This window comes from Paenibacillus sp. FSL R5-0517 (assembly GCF_037974355.1).
Classification (GTDB): Bacteria; Bacillota; Bacilli; order Paenibacillales; family Paenibacillaceae; genus Paenibacillus.
On sequence record NZ_CP150235.1, the window covers coordinates 6,444,886 to 6,466,392 of the forward strand.

Below are 21,507 nucleotides of genomic sequence, written 5' to 3' on the forward strand. Positions count from 1 at the left end.
GGCTATTCTTGTTATTTACATTTTCATCAAATCGCCTGCGGTTGCTGCTCCGCAAACTGACTATTGTACAGATCCGCGTAGAAACCTTGACTCGCCATTAATTCCTCATGATTGCCCTGCTCAATCACGTTACCATGATCCATAACCAGGATCAGATCGGCGCCGCGAATGGTGGACAAACGGTGTGCAATGACAAAGCTCGTGCGATCCTTCATCAGATCATTCATGGCTTTCTGAATGAATACTTCAGTCCGTGTATCCACGCTGCTCGTCGCTTCATCCAGAATGAGGATGGCCGGGTTCGCCAGAATCGCTCTTGCAATGGTCAGCAACTGTTTCTGCCCTTGAGAGATGTTCGACGCCTCTTCATTCAGCACCGTGTCATATCCATCAGGCAATGTACGAATAAAGTGATCCGCATGTGCCGCAACGGCTGCCTTGATGACATCCTCTTCCGTTGAACCTTCTCGACCATAGGCGATGTTGTCCCGAATCGTTCCGTTGAACAACCAGGTATCCTGAAGCACCATACCGAACAGACTGCGCAGCTTGCCACGCTCCATGTCCTTAATGTCGGCACCGTCAATCGTAATCCGACCATCCTGAATTTCGTAGAAACGCATTAACAGGTTGATCAGGGTCGTTTTACCGGCTCCCGTTGGTCCAACAATGGCTACGGTCTGTCCCGGTTTTACATCAATGTTCATGTTATGAATGAGCAGTTCATTTTCTTTATATCCAAAATTAACACCTTGGAATGTAACCGCGCCTCTAGGCTGCTGTAATTGCACGGGTTGTTTGGACTCCGGAACTTCTTCCTCTTCATCCAGCAACTCAAATACCCGTTCTGCCGATGCAATCGTCGATTGAATGATATTAGAGATATTAGCAATCTGGTTAATCGGTTGTGTGAATTGACGGGAGTACTGTGTAAAGGCCAGAATATCCCCGATGGAGATAGATCCGCGAGTAACAAAGATCCCACCGACCACACAGATCAGTACATACCCCAGGTTACCGACAAAACTCATGAGCGGCATAATAATACCGGAGATAAACTGGGCTTTCCAGCCGGATTCATACAACTCTTCATTGACCTTCTCGAATTGCTGTACCGATTGTTCTTCGCGTCCAAATGCTTTGACAACCTTGTGTCCTGTGTACATCTCTTCGACATGACCATTCAGTTCCCCGAGGGACTTCTGTTGGCCTGCAAAGTGTTTTTGCGAACGGGAAGCGACCAGCATAACAACAACGACACTGAGTGGCAGTGTCAAAATCGTGATCAAGGTCATCCATGGACTAATCGTCAGCATCATGATAATTACGCCGACAATCGTGACGATGGACGTAATGAACTGTGCCAAACTTTGCTGAAGGGTATTACTGATATTGTCCACGTCATTCGTGGCACGGCTCAGTGTCTCCCCAGTCGTGCGGGAGTCGAAATATTTCAAAGGAAGGCGTCCAACCTTCGCACTGATCTGCTCACGCATGTCATAGACAACACGTTGGGCTACACCAGCCATCAGGTATTGCTGAATATACATGAATGCAGCACTGAACAGATAGAGCCCGCCAAGCAGGTATAATACTTTCATCAATGCAGGAAAATCAATCCCGGCTCCCTGCACACCCTGAAGGATGGCAATGGCGCCTTCACTAAGAATATCCGTACCTTGGGCCATGATCTTAGGACTGATGATACTGAATACGGTACTCAGAATGGCTGCAACCAGCACCCCAAGTAGACGAGAGCTGTGGGGCTGGAGATAACGAATCAAACGCCGCAGTGTGCCTTTGAAATCTTTTGCTTTCTCAGCGGGAGGTCGCATGCCCATACCCGGACCGGGTCCCGGTCCGCGAGAGACACGGGGTGCTTTATGTTTTTCTGTATGATCACTCATGCGATCTCCTCCTCAGTCAGCTGGGAGGATACAATTTCGCGATATACTTCATTGTGCTCCAGCAGCTCTTTATGTGTTCCTGAACCGACAATTCGTCCCTCATCCATAACCAGAATACGATCGGCATCCATTACTGTACTTACGCGTTGGGCAACAATCAGCACAGCCGCTTCTGTCGTTTCGGACTTCAGCGCAGCACGAAGTTTAGCATCCGTTTTGAAATCAAGCGCAGAGAAACTGTCATCAAAGATATAGACTTCCGGACGGCGAACAAGTGCGCGAGCGATGGACAGACGTTGCTTTTGTCCACCAGACACGTTGTTACCCCCTTGTGCAATTAGGCTGTCATATCCATCTTTCATCTCGGTAATGAAGTTCTCTGCCTGAGCCGTACGAGCCGCATGAACAACTTCATCCATTGTGGCATCGTCTTTCCCGTGACGGATATTGTCCGTAATTGTACCCGTGAAGAGGACTGCCTTTTGTGGCACAAAGCCAATTTTGGCACGCAAATCTTCCTGCCGAAGTTCCCGCACATCCGTACCATTGACCCGAACGCTGCCTTCAGTCACATCATAGAATCGTGGAATAAGACTGAGCAATGTCGATTTCCCGGAACCCGTACCCCCAATAATGGCTGTTGTCTCACCTGAACGAGCTGTGAAGGATATATCGGACAACGCTGGATTCTCTGCGCCCGGATAACGGAAAGTTACATGGTCAAACTCAATCATCCCCTGCATGGATTTCATGCCACGAGGCTGCTCGGGATTGCTAAGATCCGGCTGCATATCAAGTACTTCGTTAATCCGTTCTGCCGATGCTGAAGCTCTTGGAATCATGACAAAGATCATGGAAACCATAATCAGTGAGAACATGATTTGCATGGCATATTGAATGAAGGCAATTAATGCACCGATGTTCATATTGCCGCTGTCAATCCGCATTCCACCAAAATAAAGAATGGCAATCATCGAAAAGTTCATAACCAGCATCATAACAGGCATGATGGTCGCCATGAGCACATTAACTTTAATCGAAGAATCCCTCAGTTCCGTGTTGGCCCCGTTAAAGCGCACGCGCTCATGCTCACCACGGTTAAAGGAACGCACGACACGAATCCCTGTTAACTGCTCACGCAACACCAGGTTGAGTCGGTCCAGCTTTTTCTGAATGGTTTTGAACAAAGGCAATCCCTTGGAACCAATCAGCGCAATGGCTCCGCCCAGTACAGGCAGCACGACCAGGAAGATCGTAGATAATTTGGCGTCCTGCGAGACCGCCATGAAGATACCACCGATACACATCAATGGAGCCATAATCATCATGCGCAGCATCATCGTAAGTACGTTCTGTACCTGCGTGATATCATTCGTCGTACGCGTAATCAGGGAAGCCGTACCCATCTTATCGAACTCCTGGAGCGAGAAGTTCTCCACATGGCGGAATACTCTGCTGCGAAGTTGTTTGGCAAATCCACCCGCAGTGCGGGAGGAGAGGTAACTGGCGATCACTGAACACGCTGTTCCGCCAATCGCAATGACCAACATCCATCCACCAATCTGCCAAATATAAGGGACATCTCCCTTAATGATGCCGAAATTCACGATATCCGCCATTAACGTAGGCAGGTACAATTCGGCAAGCGACTGAAACAGTACCAATACCAGAATGAAGATAATCGGTATTCGATAAGGCTTCAGCATGCGAAACAGTTTCATCATGGCGTATCATCTCCTTGTGTGGACGTCTCCGTCTGTTGGAAAACCACTGTATCAAAAAAGGTATAAACCTTGGTCAACAACTCCGTCAATTGAATGCTTTCTTCCTCACCCAAATGCTCGACGAGCTGGTTGAACGTTTGCATGCGCTCCTCATGTGCCGCCCGAATAATGTTCCGCCCTGCCTCTGTAATGGTGATACGCACAGCACGGCGATCCGTCGGGTCCATGGTCCGTTCGACAAGCCCTTCATCCTCAAGCCCACGAATAACCGGGGTTATTGTTGGTGATTTCACCCGCAGTAACGCACTGATTTCCGATACTTTAAGTCCTGGGCGACTCTCATTCAGTTCTCTCTCAAAATCTGGCGGATTATCCCGCCAGTCCAGACGTTCTCCTGGATGCGTACCATGCAGCAAACAAGCAAGCACCATAATTTCATTATGATTGCGCCCATGAGGTTTATTTTGCCTCCACTTGCCTTTATTAAACTGCATGATGGAGTATAAAAGCTTCTGAGCGACCGGATCTATACCAGTCATATTGGATTCCTCCCTCTTTCTTTATTAATGCATAGATATCCAATATCATAGGACACCTATTAAATAGCATCGCAATTAAATAGATATGCAATTAATTAGGTGTACTAAGTATATTATCGCAGGAAGCGAAAGTCAAACAACTAAAAATAACCAAGAGTAACCCATACTAAACGCTTATAACCGCTTCGTTATGGGCTTTGTCATTTTGCCGTCATTGGAGCTGGCTATAGTTATTGTGCGCAATATCAGGAAGGAAACTCAAAAAAGCTCCCATCCAATACTCCGGTAGATGAATACCCGGTGTACTTAATGGGAGCATTGTTATACATATGGAATGAAGAAACAAGGTAGCCTCTCTTATTGCAAAATTAGATGAACTTGTTGAGCATCACGCATCACCTATCACGACTGTGACGCCGAAACCGTTTTAAGCACGGAAGCAAATGGGAAATACTCTTTTGCATTGTTGTAGGCGATGCCCTGTACGATCTGACCGAGCAGCTCCATATCCTGCGGTGCTTCGCCCTGTTCAGCCCATTCACCAATGAGATTGCAGACCAGGCGGCGGAAATACTCATGCCGTGTGTACGACAGGAAGCTGCGTGAATCAGTCAGCATACCGACAAATCGGCTGAGCAGACCCACATTCGCAAGTGCCTTCATCTGGGCGAGCATGCCGTCCTTCGTATCATTGAACCACCATGCTGCACCAAGCTGGATTTTGCCTGGAATACCACCGCCCTGGAAACTGCCGATGATCGCTGCAAGAACTTCATTATCCCTTGGATTTAAGGAATACAGAATCGTTTTGGGTAACGCCTGCTGCTGTTCTAACGCATCGAGCAATCCAATCATTGCTGATGACAGTGGTGTATCATTCACGGCGTCATAACCGGTATCCGGCCCAAGCTTGGCAAACATCCGTGTGTTGTTGTTACGGGCTGCATTAATGTGGAACTGCATCACCCAACCGCGCTCTGCATACAGTTTGCCGAGGAACGTCAATGTGACCGTCTTATACTTGTCCTCTTCCTCACGAGTTACCTTCTGACCTGCAAGTGCCTTCGCAAAAATCTCACCCGCTTCTTCTCGCGTAGCCACACCGTAAGGAACATAATCAAGTGCATGGTCAGAGACTCTGCCACCGACGGAATGGAAGAATTCCACCCGGGACTCCAGCGCAGTAAGGAAGGATTCATAATCTGAAATGGCAGTGCCAGATGCCTGCGACAGCTTGCCCACCCATTCGGTGAATGTATCCCGGTTCAATTCCAGTCCTTTATCTGGGCGGAAAGAAGGCAATACCGCCGTATCAAAGCCTTCAATCTCCTGAATCTTTAGATGATACTCCAGAGAATCGGTAGGATCATCGGTTGTGCACACAACAGTGACATTGGATTTGGTAATCAGATCACGTGCACCGAATCCGTCACTGTTCAGTTTGGCATTTACTTTATCCCAGATGGCCGGTGCGCTTGACTCATTCAATACTTCGTAGACGCCGAAATATCGCTGTAATTCCAAGTGAGACCAGGCGTACAACGGATTACCAATCATCATGGGTACTGTTTTGGCGTAAGCAAGGAAACGATCGTAATCGGTTACGCCTTCGCCGCCAGTCACATATTGCTCTTCAATTCCGTTCGCGCGCATGAGCCGCCACTTATAGTGATCACCGTATAACCAGGCCTCCGTAAGATTGCCAAAGGTTTTGTTCTCGTAGATCTCCTGAGGACTGAGGTGGCAATGATAGTCAATAATCGGCATGTCTTTGGCATAATCCTCATATAACTTGACCGCCGTTTCATTATGCAGCAAAAATTGTTCATCCAGAAAAGATTTCATTCGCCTCGCACGCTCCCTTTAGGTGAGTTTACGTTCATATGGGTTCACTTCCCATCTTTACGCTACACTGTTTGCCATCAAAGTTCAATATAAAATGATAGCGTTATCAAAAAAGGTTGATTTAGGCATATATTCGGGAACAAGGTATACTGGATTTAACGCAAGGATGCTGATCTGAAGATCACACAAGGAGATGAATTTGAATGAAAATTACTTTTCTCGGCACAGGAGATATGTTCAGCGTGGAGCAGCACCACAATAGTATGTTGGCTGAATTCGAAGACACGCATCTAGTCATTGATTTTCCGGAATCAAATGCCAAAGCACTCAAGGAATATGGATTCCCCATGACCGATATCCACAATGTTTTCATTTCACATCTACACGAAGATCATATTAATGGTGTACAGATGCTGGGTTATTACGCACAGATCGTGGGCGATCGCAAACCCCGTCTGTTCATCCACGAACAATTGGTAGATCCGCTCTGGAACATACTATCCCCCGGCATGCGCTACACAACGGATGGTGAACGTACCATGAGTGATTACTACGATGTTGTTCCCCTGCCAGATGGAGGCACATTCGAACTGGGCGGTGTGACGTTTGAGACATTTCGGACGCAGCATGTTCCCGGTATGGTCAGCAATGGGTTAATCGCCAAGCCTTACTTCTATTACAGTGCAGACAGTACACTCAACCAGGAACGGGTGGAGCAAGTTGCCGCTGATGTGCAGCTGATTTTCCATGAATGTCATATGCATGATCTGGTGATCAAATCTCATACCTCATTGAAGGAACTGGAGCAACTGCCAGCCGAAGTGAGACAGAAAACCGTGTTGATGCATTATCATGATGAGTACGCGGATGCGGACAAACGGGAACAATTCAACCTCGATCATGATCTGCGAATGGTTGGCACGCTGGAATCATTTGAGTTGGAGTAGGTAAACGGAGAGAGAGTATCGGATATTATCGTATTCGATCAATATTCTAATGGAGGTCATTGCTATGGAATATCGATTTGAACAAGGTTACTTTCTGATATATTCTCCTGCAAGAAGCACCAGTAGTGGAGACATCATGGTGGTTAAATTACTGGAAAGACCCTTTAAGGATAGAGTTGAATTCCTTATTAACAGCAAAAACTATGAGTGCACTACACACCATGAATACTTAAACTTTAAGCCAACTTCTCATCATAAACCTGAGAAGCCTGGAGCATTTTCAATGGAACGAAGTGAGTTCAATCAAATGTGGGATACGATGAACCAGTATTTCGAAAAGTAATAACCTAATCATGCCGTTTGATGAACAGGCAGTACCTACTTAAAGTTCCTAATAGAGCACTGCCGGGTGCTGCCTTGTTCTATTCTTCTTTCTCCCATGACTTCATATATTCAATCGTCCTCGGAGACGGCTCGGCCTGGATATAAAAATAATCTTCGGTTCGCTGATAATTTGGCCCATAGGAGATTTTGATATACATATCTGCATAACGCTGGATGATATTGCTGTCGATTTCTACCTTTGGCTTCAAAGTATAACTCCTGCCCAAACCCAATCCAAGTGGTTCTTTATCCGGCTCCAGGCTTACCTCGTATGTATTGCTCACATTGGAATGAAATAACTCTCCGGCATCCATTCGATTCATCATCTCGGGAGCGAGGGTGAAGGATTGAATAACATTCACCATAGGCACCCGAGTCTCATTTACCAAAATTTCATAAAAAATCCGGTCAACTCCGGATACATGACTCACATCGACTGTTGCCGTCAGATTATACTTATCTGGTGAATGCCCCTGAAACGCTTCTGGTCGCTTCATAACCATCTCATTCAGATCTCTACGCTCCGAGTTATATGTATATTTATCGGTTCGTTTCGGTTCGCCCCCTGGTCCCTGATTTGTCCCCAAACTGCAAGCTCCTAGACACAGGGCTATTACTAATAGATACATGACCAACGGGAAGAAACGGTTCAACTCTCTTTTCGGGCTCATGCCATCCCCTCCTTCTCTAATCCTCTGTATGAATATCGCTTATCCAACGTCTTATTTGTTTTTTTACATTTGTTTTTCTCATTTGATATTCTAACGCTCCATATTTGGAATATTGTACCATGTAGTAAGTTATGAAACCGAACGTTTCCTTTTGACTTCAAGTTTTCATTTCATCTTTTTACTTCACGTTCATATTTGCAGCAGTGATTCGTTTGGCTATAATGAGCGTTTACCCACGTTTAGCTAACGAATCTTAGAAGCCTTAATTATTCAAAATCTGAGGTTATCAGTATTCTAACGAATCTCAAACGCGTTAATCTGATGATGTTGCTCCAATTGGCGCTATTAAAATCACTTTTGGTAGTAATAAGGTTACTGAGATTCGTTAGGAGTTCAATAAGGCTAATTTGGTGTAAATAAGGCGGGCTGAGTTTGTTAGGCGTTCTGTTGAGTTGGAGTTTTGGCCATCCATAGAAAAATGCAAAAACCACCTGAACATAGGAGTGCCTGCTCCCCTGTTCAGGTGGATTATCGATCGATCTATACACCATTATTCATATCATCCATCGGTGCATCTTTTCTTATATATTGCCTGATATACGCCGTTACTCAGCGTCAGCGCAGTCCTCATTCTGTTCAGGCAGGGCCCATACGGAGACGCCTCCACCGCACACATGGAAGGTGGCCCAGCCGTCTTCCTCGATGGTGATCTGATCCTCACAACTGTTCGTCAGATCCACCCAGACTTCACCAGCACGATGCTCTCCGATGAACATTCTTTTCTCACCGTCATCCCCGTTGGAGATAACGACTGCACAACCGGAACCTTCGATTTCCTCTAAGCCACGACGCACCCAGCCAATCGTATTGGCGTGATCGAAGTAGTCTTCCTGCTCCCCATATGCCTTGTTGCAGCGCGCAGACAGCAGAATGTCCAGAATTTCTTTTTTGCCATCCATAGGTTCAGGACCACCAATACCATAATAATCCCCGTAAAATACAACCGGATATCCATCACGTCGTAATAGTGTCAACGCATAGGCACTCGGCTTAAACCAGTCTCCAATCCAGGATTCCAATGCTTCATGGGGTTGGGAGTCATGGTTATCTACAAAGGTTACCGCATGGGTAGGATGGGTCTGGACCAAGGTGTCATCAAAAATTTTGGAGAGATCAAAGTCTCTGCCTGCAAGCGAAGCCTCATGCAATTTGTAGTGAAGTGACACATCGAACAGGTCGATCTGGTAGTCAACCGTATCAAGGAATTCACGACATGCATCCAGATTCGAGTTCCAGAACTCACCTACGATGTAGAAATCCTGACCGCGCTTGCGGATCATCTCTGCTGCGAACTCCTTAATGAATTCGTGGTTGATATGCTTAATGGCATCCAGCCGGAACCCACCACACTGGAGGGTATCGATCAGCCATTTCCCCCAATCGATCATCTCGCTTCGCACATCCGGATGGTTATAATCTATGTTGGCGAACATCAGATAATCGTAGTTGCCAAACTCATCATCGACATTCTGATTCCAGTTCTTGTTCTCACCTGCGATGCGGAATACACCGCTCCGTTCTCCCTTGGCATCATAGTCCGTACCGTTGAAGTGTTCGGAGCTCCACTTAAAGGAGGAGTATTGATCGCCGCGACCCGGAAATGTGAATTTGGTCCAGCCTTCAATTTCGAACGGCTCAGAAATTTCCTTCGTCCGATCATTGGGATCAACCTCAATCACTTTAAAGACTTCCGTCTCATCTGCTCCGGCCTTGTGATTCATGACCAGATCCACATAGACGGCAATTCCGTTTTTCTGACACTCGGCAATGGCCTCCACCAGTTCCTGCTTGGTGCCATATTTGGTCCGCACGGTACCCTTTTGATCAAATTCGCCCAGATCGTACAGATCATATACACCATAACCTGTATCTTCTGCTGACACTGCCTTGGTTACGGGTGGTACCCATACCGAGTCAATACCTTTGGCTTTCAGTTCCGGGGCCATTTCAGCCAGTCGCTTCCAATGATCTCCGTCTGCAGCCAGGTGCCACTCAAAAAACTGCATCATGGTATGATTTCTCTTCATTATAACCGACCTCCTTGATTGCTTTCGAAGCGGACCGCGGAACGGATAGGGTAATCGCCGTTGTTCGTTCGTTGCTAACCAAGTTATAACCCTTTCACCCTACCCTTCAATCATGTAAGGGAAGAAATTTGAAAAAAAATGTTAAACTCCTTGGTTCCGCATTTGCCTGATTCCATTGGAACTGCTCTGAAGATGCAATATCAGATTCGTTTATAGTCCCGCCACTCCTCGGGCAGCAGGGAACGGTACGGTTCTTGGATAAAACGATCGTCGACCAGCACCAACACGCCCTTGTCTTCTTCCGTTCGAATCAGCCGTCCACCCGCCTGCAGCACCTTGTTCATCCCCGGGAAAATATAAGCGTAATTAAATCCGTTGCGTCCTGTACGATCATAATAATCACGTAATACGTTGTTCTCCAAACCAATCTGCGGCAGCCCCGCACCTACCACCACAACGCCATTCAAGCGGTCTCCCGGCAGATCGACACCCTCCGAGAATACACCACCCATAACGGCAAACACCAGTCGTGTTCGTTCAGGATTCGGCTGGAATCCATCCAGAAACTGCTCCCGTTCCAGTTCGTTCATGCCCTGCTTCTGTATGACCGTATCCGCTTCACTTGCAAGCTGTGCATAGGTGTCATAGATCTCGCGCATATAAGGATACGACGGGAAGAACACCATCAGATTACTGCGCGGCCATTCACTTACCAGCTGTTGCAGCATCTCCGCAATGGGGCGCCGGGATTGTTCCCGGTCTTTATAACGAACAGATAAGGGCATGAGTCTCACATCCAGCTGTTCACGCTGAAAGGGTGAGGGAATCTGCAACGTATAATCTTCTTCCTCTGCACCCAGCATATCCCGATAATAGCGAAGAGGTGACAAGGTTGCCGAGAAATGAATGAGGGAGCGAAAGCCTTTGGCCGTCTGACGAAGCAACACTGAAGGATCGAGACAGAATAACTTCACTCGCACTTCACTTCGAACGCACTCAGCATATGTGATAAAACGTTCATCGTACAGCTTGGCAATACGCAAAAAATTCTGTGCCGTGAAGTAAGCATCCAGCAGCAGCTGATCCGTCTCGGCATTGCCCGAACCACCTTCAACAAGACATTGCTCCGCAACCATGACAAAAGGCTCCAACCGTTCAATCAGTTCCTCCGGGGCCTCCTGTTGAATGATTTTCCCCTCATCTCCACCATTTTGGCGAAGGGTAATCAGATACTTATCAATGGCCCCGGTGTAGTCAACAATAGCTTTGGCAGCAGGCACACTGCTGTCCAGCGACTGGAACTCCCTTTTCACATCCAGGAACACTGCCTTCTCCAGCTCCGCGGAAAACATCGTTCGACCACGATCGACCAGATTATGAGCCTCATCCACCAGTATCACCGTCTTGCGTTTCTGCTCCTCCAACATTCTTTTCAAAGATATCCGCGGATCAAAAATATAGTTATAATCGCAGATCACCGCATCGGCCGCATACGCCGCATCCAGTGAGAATTCAAACGGACACACCCGATGTTTGCGCGCATACTGCTCAATAACCGGGCGTGTCATTAACGTCTCATGTTCCAGCATGTCCAGCACGGCTCCATTAATACGGTCATAATATCCTTCGCACATGCCACACTGCCCCGTATCACAAGCTTCCTCTTCCTTGAAACAGATCTTGTCCTTCGCGGTCAGACTGATCACATGCATCTTCAATCCTTCCGATTGCATCCGGGCAAAAGCTTCTTCTGCCGCCACCCGTGTCGTCGTCCTCGCGGTCAGATAGAACAATCGGTTCGCTTCGCCTTCGCCAATCGCTTTGACCGTGGGGAACAGCACGGACATGGTTTTGCCAATACCTGTTGGTGCTTTGGCCATCAATCCCTGACCCTCACGGATCGTCTTGTACACGGCTCCAGCCAACTTCCGCTGCCCCTCCCGGTATTTGCGAAAAGGAAACGGCAACTCTCGCACACTGATATCACGCTTTTCTTCATATGCAGCAATCATCTCTGCATATGGCGCATAACCGGCAATCACTTCTGCTGCAAACTGCTCCAGCTCCTGCCTTTCTGCCATTCGGCGAAACCGTCTTTCTTCATGGGTTACCGAATGCACATACGTCAACTGCACTTGCATACGTGGTTCATCATGCTGAACAGCGTACATATAGGCATACATCATGGCCTGTGCCCAGTGCACTGGAAGACCCTCTCCCAGATCATCCAGATTGCCCGCAGTTGATTTGATCTCATCCACCGTCAATTGACCCTCCAACCGAATCAGGCCATCACAGCGCCCTTCCACCACATAGGTCAGATCCCCGTGTTGAATCTCAGTTTCGAGCACAATCTCTTTCAGATCCTCTTCGGTATACTCCTTCTGGACACGTTGGTGGATTCGAGTCCCCTCCTGCATCGAGGCATTGGTCCGGAACCCCGGACGTATGCTGCCACTGCGGTACACATACTCCACCAAAGGTCTTACCGATATCCGAATTGTTGTTGTCATACGATCACCCGTTCTGTTTGTAGTGATTATACTTTATCATGAAAAGACGTGCTCAAACCAGTTGATCCACCGATTGGACTCGCACAATCTCATATGCTATCTTGAGATAGAATGTACTTAATGAGGAGGCAGCTTCTATGTATATCTATTTGGTTCCTTCACCGATTCCGGATGCACTTGCTGCGTACCCGCATCTCACTTTGCGAAGCGAAGAGCATGTGCGTCTGGCGATTGAATCCGCAGAACGCCTGATGAATATTGAGTCTGATGATAAAGTAGCCGCATATGAAGCTTTCGATGCCGCAGGCTCCTGGACTGGCGGAGGTTACGCTGTTCTCAACAATATCCCTGTCACAGAGGACGGCCGTAATGATTTCGAAGAACGGTTCAAGAACCGTGCCCGCAAGGTAGAAGACGAGCCTGGTTTTGTCGGTATTCGTGTGCTTCGTCCTCTCAAGGATGATACGTATGTTGTACTTACACTGTGGCAGTCCGAGGAACATTTCAAAGGCTGGCAGGAATCCCAAGCCTATAGTCACGCTCACCGAAACCGCAGTACAAGCGAAGGGCTGACTGCACAGAAGCCCACCATGTTCCCCAGACCTTCTTACGTCACAACGTACACTATTGAATAACGGATTGAGCCGCATCTGGCTTTTATCGCGTAACCCACGTTTTTTCACACCTCTTCCTGCTTGGAAGAGGTTTTTTGCCGTCCATTTTGAAGGCTTTCATTTTTGACACAGCCATGCTGAGATAGGATAATACTTGTTAAATGAAACTTCGGAAGGGAAGGCGGTACCTTGTCACGCAGTTCACTCACCCGATTTCTAAGCGGACCTTTTATATTCTTTACCATCATCATGATGATCAAAAGCTCACTGGCCTGGATCGTTATCTTCGATGACATCCCTGTCTGGAAACCTCTGCTGACCGAATTGCCGCTCATCTGGATCGGCTTCTGTCTAATTGAGTGGTTTGCTGCCAAGCGGCGGATGTGGATGTACCTTGCCATGAATTTGCTGCTCTCAGGCATTTTCTTTGCAGCCATCATGTACTACAAATATTACGGTGTAATCGTTAACTATCACGCGCTGGCACAGGTGAATCAGGTGACTTCGGTCAAGAGCAGCATGTTCTCTTTGCTGGACCCCTATTATTTGTTTATTTTTGCAGACGTTCTGATCATTGGGGGAATACTCGTTCGTCGTCGGATCAAGCTCGGGAGTACAGAACGCCCGAATCGCATACCACTTGAACGACGCGCCAGAAGACGGGTTGCTTCGGTCATTCTGACCCTGTCCTTGATCCTATGCATGCTTAACATCTATCCCAATCGGGCCAGCATGAGTGAGCTTACACAAGCAGAACAGATGGGCATCCTCGGTTACGAGGCATATACCATCCTGGATCGACCTGATGAACTTGTGCCCGTTGCTCACATTGATCAGGCTGCCATCGACCAACTGAAGCAAACGACTCCACTTCCTGCGATTGTGAAGCAGGGTGCAGCGAGCGGACGCAACGTGATCATGCTCCAGATGGAATCGTTTCAGAACTTTCTGATTGGATTAGAGGTGGATGGACAGGAGATCACGCCCAACCTGAATGAATTGGCTAGACAGAGCCTGTATTTTCCGAACTTTTATCAGCAAGTGGGACAGGGAAATACATCCGATGCCGAATTCGTTGTGAATACTTCGTTCTACACCCCACCGAACGGGGCAGCAACGACTGTATACGCAGATAAGGCTCTGCCGAGTCTACCCAAGCTAATGGCGGCGAACGGATATCAGACAGCCACATTCCATACAAATGATGTCCGATTCTGGAATCGGGATCAGTTATACAAGGCACTTGGATTCGACCAGTATTATGATATTGATTATTTCGGCACACAGGATTCTATCGCCTTCTCGGCCTCGGATGAAGTGCTATATTCCAAAACACTGGATAAGCTGGAGTCCATGCAGTCTTCCGGTGATCCCTTCTATGCCCATATCATCTCCATGTCAGCCCACCACCCGTACACTTTGCCCGAAAACAAGGTGAAGCTGACGCTGCCTGAGCGTTACAAGGATACGTTGCCCGGCGATTATCTGATATCGCAGCACTATGCCGATCAGGCGATTGGACAGTTGATTGCTGGACTGAAGGAACGGGGATTATGGGAAAACAGCCTGCTCGTCCTGTATGGGGATCATCTGGGTCTCCCCATCTATTCACTGGATAAGCAAGACAGAGTCATCATGAAAGAGTTGTATGGTCGGGAGTACACATCAGCAGATATGATTAATATTCCGCTCATGATCTCGGCCCCTGGCGTAACCGCGGGTGTTCAGCTGGAACAGATCGGAGGTCAGGTGGACATTCTGCCAACGATTGCGGGACTCACCGGCGTATCATTGGAGGACCAATTACACTTCGGACAGGATTTGTTGCGTGAAGGCGGAAATCTTCTACCCGAACGATATTACCTTCCTTCCGGGTCGGTTCTAAACGATGCTTCTCTCTTCATACCCGCAAAAGGATACGGGGACGGAACGCATTATTCCCTAGCTGATGCGGGCAGACAGGATACCGGGCAAGAGCAGAAGGCTGTTCCTTCGGAAGAGACGCCGCAGATTTCGGCGGGCAAGGTACCTCCAGCAATCTTTACATCCAGTAACAATGAGGTTTCTTCTTCACGGTTTATAACCAAGGAACAGTATGATCGAGCATTGGATCTTGCACACTTGTCCAACAGTTATTTGAGCCAGCTTCCGGATCGAAAGACTACACAATAGTTGAATTTTTTTACTCGAACTCATCCATGCGGCGACCTTCCTCTCTTACATAGACGGAATGGTCGCTATTTATCTGTACGGAGCCAGACTGGTTGCCTATCCATTCGTGAGCAGACCATCAAAGAGCCAGTTGCCTTCCTCGGAACGAATGAAATAGAGATCCAATGCACCGTTTCCATCAGACCATACAGTAGCCATATGTAAAATGAGCCGATCTGAATCCAGCGGATTAAATCCGCGATACTCCAGATTATTCAGGCTAACGTTTTGCAGAAAAGGTACTTCGTAATCTACCTGATCCCGTTTCGAAATAATGATATTGCTCTGCTGCGATATTTCTATGTTCGGAGAAGACACCGATTCAAGATATGCATAATCTTTAGATTGCATCGCTGCCATTAATTTAAACGTAATGTTCAGCGTTTCTCTTAAACTTTCTACTTCTTCCTGCTCTTTTGCCTTTTTTTCATCTTTTTCCTTCTGGTTGTTCCGCACCTGCTCCCTCAGCAGTTCGTTTTCCTTCTGAACTTGTTCGGTATCTATGGCGTCCTTGCGTTCCCTCTGCTGTACATCTGGTAGTGAAGCATCGTCACTTGAAGTGCAGGCTGTTAAAAATAAAGCGAACATCGATATGAACAAGATTCTGCTTTTACTCATCTAATCCCCTCCTTAAATAAAAATGAAAATAAACATATATCTTCCATATTAATGGTAACATATCCCACATAAATAAAAAGAGGATCTCGTTCGTTCTGAAAAATAAACCAAAAAGACCCGAACCCTGTTAGTCCAGGCTCGGGTCTTTCAACTCATTACAACGGCAGTAATGCAACCGACTTACGAGCAGTCAATTGCTCTACCATGGCAAGCCACTCCTGTGGTTTGTTCGGTAGCACCGCATAATACCGATTCAGGAAATCAGCCACCAGACTGGCTGGCAGTTCACCGAGGGACTCATCGCTTGGCATAAAGCACAGATCCAATCCGCCAACCGCTTCCCCATCCCCTTGCCAGGATGGATGAACGTACGGGAAATCCAGACGCTGGTATCCCAGATGCGACAATACTTCGCGGCGTACATACGGGTCCATCGGCTTGATCCCGCCAAATTCGTGATCCTGACTCAGATATGGGTTATAGATTTCGGCAAACATGCCGAACAATTCCTTCCCGTTGGCTGCCGCGAGCTTCTGCAGATCACGCTTGCGGTGATTCGCCAGGAAACTGCCGATACCCAGACCTTCACGCCCAATAATCGTAAAGTCCGTCATCGCCACATTCCAATCCTCGTAGTAACGGTACTCTGTCGCGCCAACGACTTGTCCCTCGTGCACAGCCACGAATACCCGAATACCTGGATCTTCCAATGGCTCTGCCCAGAGCGGGAAGTCCAACACTTCTTCCCTTGGGAAGATCTCCTGCATCAGCTTGTGCATTTGGGCAAACAATGGATCGTTAATGGATGTAATACGCGTGAATTCCATGGATAAATGCCTCCTTGATAAGAATGTATAGTTTAATCATTCGTGTATATAACTCGTTCAAAATTGGGTTTGATCTGTAACGGTGAGCAAATCTTATCGAAATGGATTTCGCCACTCCATCAGGGCAGCATAATTGCAGGACTCCTCGTCATCCAGATAGTCTGCGGTCACGCCAACTGGCATGCGGCCACAACGCAGCAGGAACGATATCACCGGGTCATGCTTCTCTCCCGCGGCCACTTGATCCAGATATTCCTGTGCAGACAGTTGATCTGCAACCAGATGATAACCTGGCATTCTGCCTGCACCCAGTAACCGATCTATACCCTGTGCAATCACCAGGTGGTACATCGCCTGCATCATCAACTGAGCCAGTCCCCACTTGCGATACTTCGGACGAACACAGAGATCAACAATATACAGCGTGTTGCCATCCGACTGGTGGTTACGAATATAGCCGTCATCTGTGACTTCGGCCCAGGTATGACTCGCTGGATGTGCAGGGTCCCACTGCATCCGCAGCGAGGTCATCGATCCAGCCAATTCTCCATCCACTTCAATGCAGATGGCCCCTTCCGGGTAATGCTGCACATGACTGTTGAGCTGCTCGTGACTCCAGAGCAGCTCTTCCGGATAAGGAGGAGGGAAACTTTCCGCCTGAATACGAATAAGTTCCTCAAAGTCGGCTACAACGTAATTGCGGACGACCGCTTTTACCCTTTTACCCTTCCGCTCCGGGTCGGTGATCAGCATTTCTTTCGTATACATGTTGCCGGATCGCCCCTTTCCACTGACAAATGAATTCTGATACATGTTCCGATGTCTTGTTCATTAATAAATGGAATTGTCTATTCCCAATCGGTATACAGATCAGTACGGCGGTCACGCCAGGTCGTTACCGATCCACGTTCCCGCACTTCATATAACAAGTCCAGATCCAGATCAGCGGTCACAATCATATCGTTGTTAATCTCACCCTCCGCCAGAATGCCACGTGGCGGGAATGGGATATCATTCGGCGTAATTATTGCGGCTTGTCCATAGTTGGCACGCATGAAGTCAACCGTCGGCAAGTTACCCACCGTTCCGGTTAACACCACATATACCTGATTCTCCACCGCGCGGGCATGACTCGTATAACGCACACGGTAGAATCCATGACGATCGTCCGTACAGGAAGGACAGAAAATCACGTCAGCACCTTTGGCTTTGGCCATGCGTACAATTTCCGGGAACTCAATATCGTAACAGGTCAGCATGGCAATACGACCTTTATTGGTGTCGAACACCTCAAGTCCATCTCCGGGAGCCATATTCCATTCCTGCACTTCAGTTGGCGTTATGTGAATCTTGTCCTGGCGTGCGATGCGACCATCCGGGTAGAACAGGTGAGCTGTATTATACAGCTTTCCCTCACGGCGAATGACGTGGGTTCCCCCGATAACATGCATACCGTACTTGGCAGCAAGTGAGGTGAACAGTTGTTCATATTGCTCCGTAAAGTTCGGCAGATCCTCAATGGTCAATGCATTACCTTGTTCGTCTCCAATGGACATTAGTTGCGTTGTAAAAAATTCTGGGAACAGCACAAATTCGGTCCCGTATTCATTCGCTGTCCGTATATAATGCTCCGCCTGAGCGGCGAACTGCTCAAACGAGCTGATTGTGTGCAATTGGTATTGTACAGCGGATACCCGCAGTTTCATGTTCGTACACCTCCACCATAATTATGCTTCCATTGTAACAACGATCCTGATTCAACAAAAGAGTATTTACACTGGGCACTACAACGACAGAATACCTTCCGATCGCTCCCTTACTCACCCAGCATCGACTGTGTGAATCCGATCCATTCTCTCGTGGCAAAAGACAGATAACGGTCCTTCCGCCAGATCATGCCGAGCTGCCATGGAATCACCGGTTCCACCACGGGTATAATGCGCACGCGCATGTGGTCCACCTCACGACAGATCGTTTCCGGCAGTAAGGCTACACCCAGATTGGCGGCAACCATTGCGCTGAGCAGATCCCACTGAGAGCTCTCATACACCACCCTCGGCTGGAACCCCGCATGCTGGCAGGCCACAATAATCCGATCATGCAATGCAAAATCCTCCCGAAACAGCACAAAGGCGTCGTTTTCGAGTTCATGCAGCGCAACCGAATCTTTACCCGCAAGTGGATGTGAAGGGTGTACAAGCAGATTCAATTTCTCTTTCACAAAAACAAAATGATCCAACAGTTCGTCCACGGTTGGCAGAACGGCAACACCAATATCCAGTGCACCGCTAATCACATCGGCCTCCACTTTTTTGGCACCATCCTCAAATAGCTGAATGGTCACCTGCGGGTAGGCTTTGTGGAATTCACCAATGATCATGGGGAAAAAGCTGGACCCCACCATCGGCGGCAGGCCAATCCGCAGGTGACCTTTCTTCAGATTCATCAAGTCGTCCAGTTCGGATGACAGATTGCGGAATGATTTTTCAATCTCAAGCGCCTGGCGGAAAAACACATGGCCTGCATCGGTTAATTCCACCTTTTTTCCATAACGGTCCAGTAGCGTGATCCCCAATTCCTCTTCAAGACTCTTGACCGTCTTGCTGATGGTAGGCTGGGTGATATACAGCACTTCAGCGGCTTTGGTGAAGCTTTGTTGTCGGGCAACTTCCAGAAAATATTGCAAATGGCGGATATCCATCCGTTGATCTCCACCTCTCATAGACAAATGGAATAGTAAACATTCTTAATATGCATTTTACTCATGAAAGAATGCCATGTAAAATTTATGATATCAAATGAAACATTTTCAAAAAAAAATTAAACGATTACGTTGATGATACAAGGAGGGATTGAAGTGAAAAAATGGGGCCTTGGTATTGCACAGGTTGCGCTCTTAATGGTTTTTTCACTGCTTATGGACCTGCTGGCCCGTACTCTCCATCTTCCTGTACCGGGTTCGATTCTCGGTATGGTCGTGCTATTCATTCTGCTTCAGACTCGTGTCGTGAAGCTGCGCTGGATTGAAGTTGGAGCTGCATGGCTGCTCGGAGAACTACTGTTATTTTTCATCCCGTCAGCCGTTGGCATCATGAACTATATGCCCATGCTGGAGCATGACGGATTGCAGATTTTATTCATCGTACTACTTAGCACTTTCCTGGTCATGTCCTGCACAGGACTCGTTGCTACACGAATTGCGAAACGAAAGGAGCGTCACATTGGATGATTGGATTCCTCTGCCTGTTGTTAACCGTCGGGATCTATGCGGTAGCCAAACGAATGTATCGCAACCTGCCAAAAGTGTATCTGTCTCCGTTGCTCATTACGCCGCTTCTTGTCGTTGGCGTATTGCTCGCAACCGGAACGGATTATACCACGTATAGCAGTGGTGGCAAATGGCTGAGTCTGTTGCTTCAACCGGCCACCGTGGCTTTTGCTGTACCGCTTTATACTTTTTTCCATGTACTCAAAAAACATATCTCCGAGATTGTCTTCAGTGTCATGACCGGATCGGTGGTTGCCGTGCTGTCTTCTGCCCTGCTTGCCAAATGGCTGCAACTGGATTCAGGACTGATCCATAGCTTGATCCCACGTTCTATCACCACCCCAATTGCCATGAACGTCTCCGCTACAATCGGCGGCATTCCTGCGGTGACAGCTGTTTTCGTTATTATGACCGGCCTGCTCGGGGTGATTATGGGACCTTCTATTGTTAAAATGCTGCGCATTGACGGTGAGATTGCACGAGGCACACTGTTTGGAACCGGTGCCCATGGCACAGGAACATCCAAAGCGTTTGAACTGAGTTCCCTGACAGGTACCATCTCCAGCATCTCCATGGTGCTCGCCGCATTATTCACTTTAGCCGTTGCACCGATCCTTTCCAAACTTATTTTCCCATAATAGATGGAATTATCCCACTTTTTTGAAATATTATTGTTGTATTAAAGCCCTTTCTTCCTTACAATAAGGACAGGTTTTAATTGTGAATATTGCGGGGGAGATGCGATGAAAAGAACCGGAATGAAGAGATCTCTGGACCGTCTTGGACGAATTGTCCTTCCCAAAGAAATGCGGGATACGATGGAAATCCATATCGGCGATCCGCTTGAGTTTTTCATTGAAGGGAAAGAGTTGATTTTGAGAAAGTACAAATCAACATTATGTATTTTTTGCGGTGATGTAGATACGGAAATGTATTTCAAAGAACAATTCATCTGCCGGACTTGTGCAATTCAATTAAAACACCCGGATGACTCTCCCGACTGGTTCGTACCTCAGAACAAACAGGCTCCTGCACCCGTGGAGCGTCCTGCTTCCAAATCCGCCCCTGTCTCATCTCCCGCTAGGGAAGAAGGGACCACAGCTGACAACCAAGAATATCCGGATTTGCGGCCGAAAACGGCACGCATGCTGCAACAAATGAAAGAAATTGTTGAACAGAATCCAGGTTTGGCTCAACAGCAAATTGCGGAAAAGCTTGGCATCAGCCAAGGACGCGTCTCTCAATTAAAAAAGTTACTATAATTAAAATGGCATTCGATCATTTATAGTCAGAAGACCTTCCGATGCCGGAAGTCCCGCTGCAAGAGAACCCGTTGTTTTTCGTGGGTTCTT

At 47.7% G+C, this 21,507-nt stretch carries 19 protein-coding genes; 7 read left to right on the forward strand and 12 right to left on the reverse strand.

Annotated elements, in window-relative coordinates; translation table 11 throughout:
* Positions 1–26 precede the first annotated feature (26 nt).
* The 4 genes from MKX40_RS28770 to uxaC form a co-directional block, all read right to left on the reverse strand.
* A complete protein-coding gene (locus MKX40_RS28770) occupies positions 27–1,907 on the reverse strand; it encodes an ABC transporter ATP-binding protein (RefSeq protein ID WP_339238478.1) in 1,881 nt (626 codons plus the stop codon).
* Entirely contained in the window at positions 1,904–3,631 is a 1,728-nt protein-coding gene (locus MKX40_RS28775; RefSeq protein WP_339238480.1) for an ABC transporter ATP-binding protein, read from the reverse strand. The genes MKX40_RS28770 and MKX40_RS28775 overlap by 4 nt, the downstream gene beginning before the upstream one ends.
* Positions 3,628–4,170 (reverse strand): MarR family transcriptional regulator, encoded by a 543-nt coding sequence (locus MKX40_RS28780; RefSeq protein ID WP_339238482.1) that lies wholly within the window; start codon positions 4,168–4,170, stop codon positions 3,628–3,630. Before MKX40_RS28780 ends, MKX40_RS28775 begins: the two co-directional genes overlap by 4 nt.
* A 402-nt stretch (positions 4,171–4,572) precedes the next feature.
* On the reverse strand, positions 4,573–6,015 hold the full coding sequence (gene uxaC, locus MKX40_RS28785) for a glucuronate isomerase (protein ID WP_339238484.1): 1,443 nt from the start codon (positions 6,013–6,015) through the stop codon (positions 4,573–4,575).
* A gap of 203 nt (positions 6,016–6,218) precedes the next feature.
* Here uxaC and MKX40_RS28790 point away from each other — a divergent pair, with 203 nt between their 5' ends.
* Positions 6,219–6,962, forward strand: a complete 744-nt coding sequence (locus tag MKX40_RS28790; RefSeq protein ID WP_339238486.1) for an MBL fold metallo-hydrolase — start codon at positions 6,219–6,221, stop codon at positions 6,960–6,962.
* 64 nt (positions 6,963–7,026) lie between these two features.
* On the forward strand, positions 7,027–7,305 hold the full coding sequence (locus MKX40_RS28795) for a hypothetical protein (RefSeq protein ID WP_339238488.1): 279 nt from the start codon (positions 7,027–7,029) through the stop codon (positions 7,303–7,305).
* 79 nt (positions 7,306–7,384) lie between these two features.
* Here the strand turns inward: MKX40_RS28795 and MKX40_RS28800 are convergent, their stop codons facing one another.
* From MKX40_RS28800 to MKX40_RS28810, 3 genes are all read right to left on the reverse strand, one after another.
* Positions 7,385–8,017: a hypothetical protein gene (locus tag MKX40_RS28800; RefSeq protein WP_339238490.1), complete on the reverse strand. Its 633-nt coding sequence runs from the start codon at positions 8,015–8,017 to the stop codon at positions 7,385–7,387.
* Positions 8,018–8,622: 605 nt separating this feature from the next.
* Positions 8,623–10,104 (reverse strand): alpha-amylase, encoded by a 1,482-nt coding sequence (locus MKX40_RS28805; RefSeq protein WP_339238492.1) that lies wholly within the window; start codon positions 10,102–10,104, stop codon positions 8,623–8,625.
* Between the two features lie 200 nt (positions 10,105–10,304).
* Positions 10,305–12,617, reverse strand: coding sequence for an ATP-dependent DNA helicase (locus MKX40_RS28810; protein WP_339238494.1), 2,313 nt, complete (start codon positions 12,615–12,617; stop codon positions 10,305–10,307).
* A 137-nt stretch (positions 12,618–12,754) separates the two neighbouring features.
* Here MKX40_RS28810 and MKX40_RS28815 point away from each other — a divergent pair, with 137 nt between their 5' ends.
* Together MKX40_RS28815 and MKX40_RS28820 are read left to right on the forward strand one after the other, a co-directional pair.
* Complete coding sequence (locus MKX40_RS28815) at positions 12,755–13,252, forward strand: antibiotic biosynthesis monooxygenase (RefSeq protein WP_036612926.1); 498 nt, start codon at positions 12,755–12,757, stop codon at positions 13,250–13,252.
* Between the two features lie 168 nt (positions 13,253–13,420).
* On the forward strand, positions 13,421–15,403 hold the full coding sequence (locus MKX40_RS28820) for an LTA synthase family protein (RefSeq protein WP_339238496.1): 1,983 nt from the start codon (positions 13,421–13,423) through the stop codon (positions 15,401–15,403).
* Between the two features lie 96 nt (positions 15,404–15,499).
* Here MKX40_RS28820 and MKX40_RS28825 read toward each other — a convergent pair whose 3' ends face one another.
* The 5 genes from MKX40_RS28825 to MKX40_RS28845 all read right to left on the reverse strand — a co-directional run bounded on the left by MKX40_RS28825 (position 15,500) and on the right by MKX40_RS28845 (position 19,588).
* Positions 15,500–16,060, reverse strand: a complete 561-nt coding sequence (locus MKX40_RS28825; RefSeq protein ID WP_339238498.1) for a hypothetical protein — start codon at positions 16,058–16,060, stop codon at positions 15,500–15,502.
* 155 nt (positions 16,061–16,215) lie between these two features.
* On the reverse strand, positions 16,216–16,887 hold the full coding sequence (locus MKX40_RS28830; protein WP_339238500.1) for a GNAT family N-acetyltransferase: 672 nt from the start codon (positions 16,885–16,887) through the stop codon (positions 16,216–16,218).
* Positions 16,888–16,980: 93 nt separating this feature from the next.
* Positions 16,981–17,655, reverse strand: a complete 675-nt coding sequence (locus MKX40_RS28835) for a GNAT family N-acetyltransferase (protein ID WP_339238502.1) — start codon at positions 17,653–17,655, stop codon at positions 16,981–16,983.
* An 80-nt stretch (positions 17,656–17,735) separates the two neighbouring features.
* Complete coding sequence (locus MKX40_RS28840; protein WP_339238504.1) at positions 17,736–18,593, reverse strand: carbon-nitrogen hydrolase family protein; 858 nt, start codon at positions 18,591–18,593, stop codon at positions 17,736–17,738.
* A 110-nt stretch (positions 18,594–18,703) separates the two neighbouring features.
* Entirely contained in the window at positions 18,704–19,588 is an 885-nt protein-coding gene (locus MKX40_RS28845; protein ID WP_339238506.1) for a LysR family transcriptional regulator, read from the reverse strand.
* 156 nt (positions 19,589–19,744) lie between these two features.
* Between MKX40_RS28845 and MKX40_RS28850 the strand changes: the two genes are divergently transcribed.
* The 3 genes from MKX40_RS28850 (at position 19,745) to MKX40_RS28860 (ending at position 21,417) form a co-directional block, all read left to right on the forward strand.
* Complete coding sequence (locus tag MKX40_RS28850) at positions 19,745–20,116, forward strand: CidA/LrgA family holin-like protein (protein WP_076333761.1); 372 nt, start codon at positions 19,745–19,747, stop codon at positions 20,114–20,116.
* Positions 20,113–20,793 carry an LrgB family protein gene (locus tag MKX40_RS28855; RefSeq protein ID WP_339238508.1) on the forward strand — a complete coding sequence of 227 codons (681 nt, stop codon included), beginning with the start codon at positions 20,113–20,115 and terminating at the stop codon, positions 20,791–20,793. The genes MKX40_RS28850 and MKX40_RS28855 overlap by 4 nt, the downstream gene beginning before the upstream one ends.
* A 105-nt stretch (positions 20,794–20,898) precedes the next feature.
* Entirely contained in the window at positions 20,899–21,417 is a 519-nt protein-coding gene (locus MKX40_RS28860; RefSeq protein ID WP_047840820.1) for an AbrB/MazE/SpoVT family DNA-binding domain-containing protein, read from the forward strand.
* Positions 21,418–21,507 lie beyond the last annotated feature (90 nt).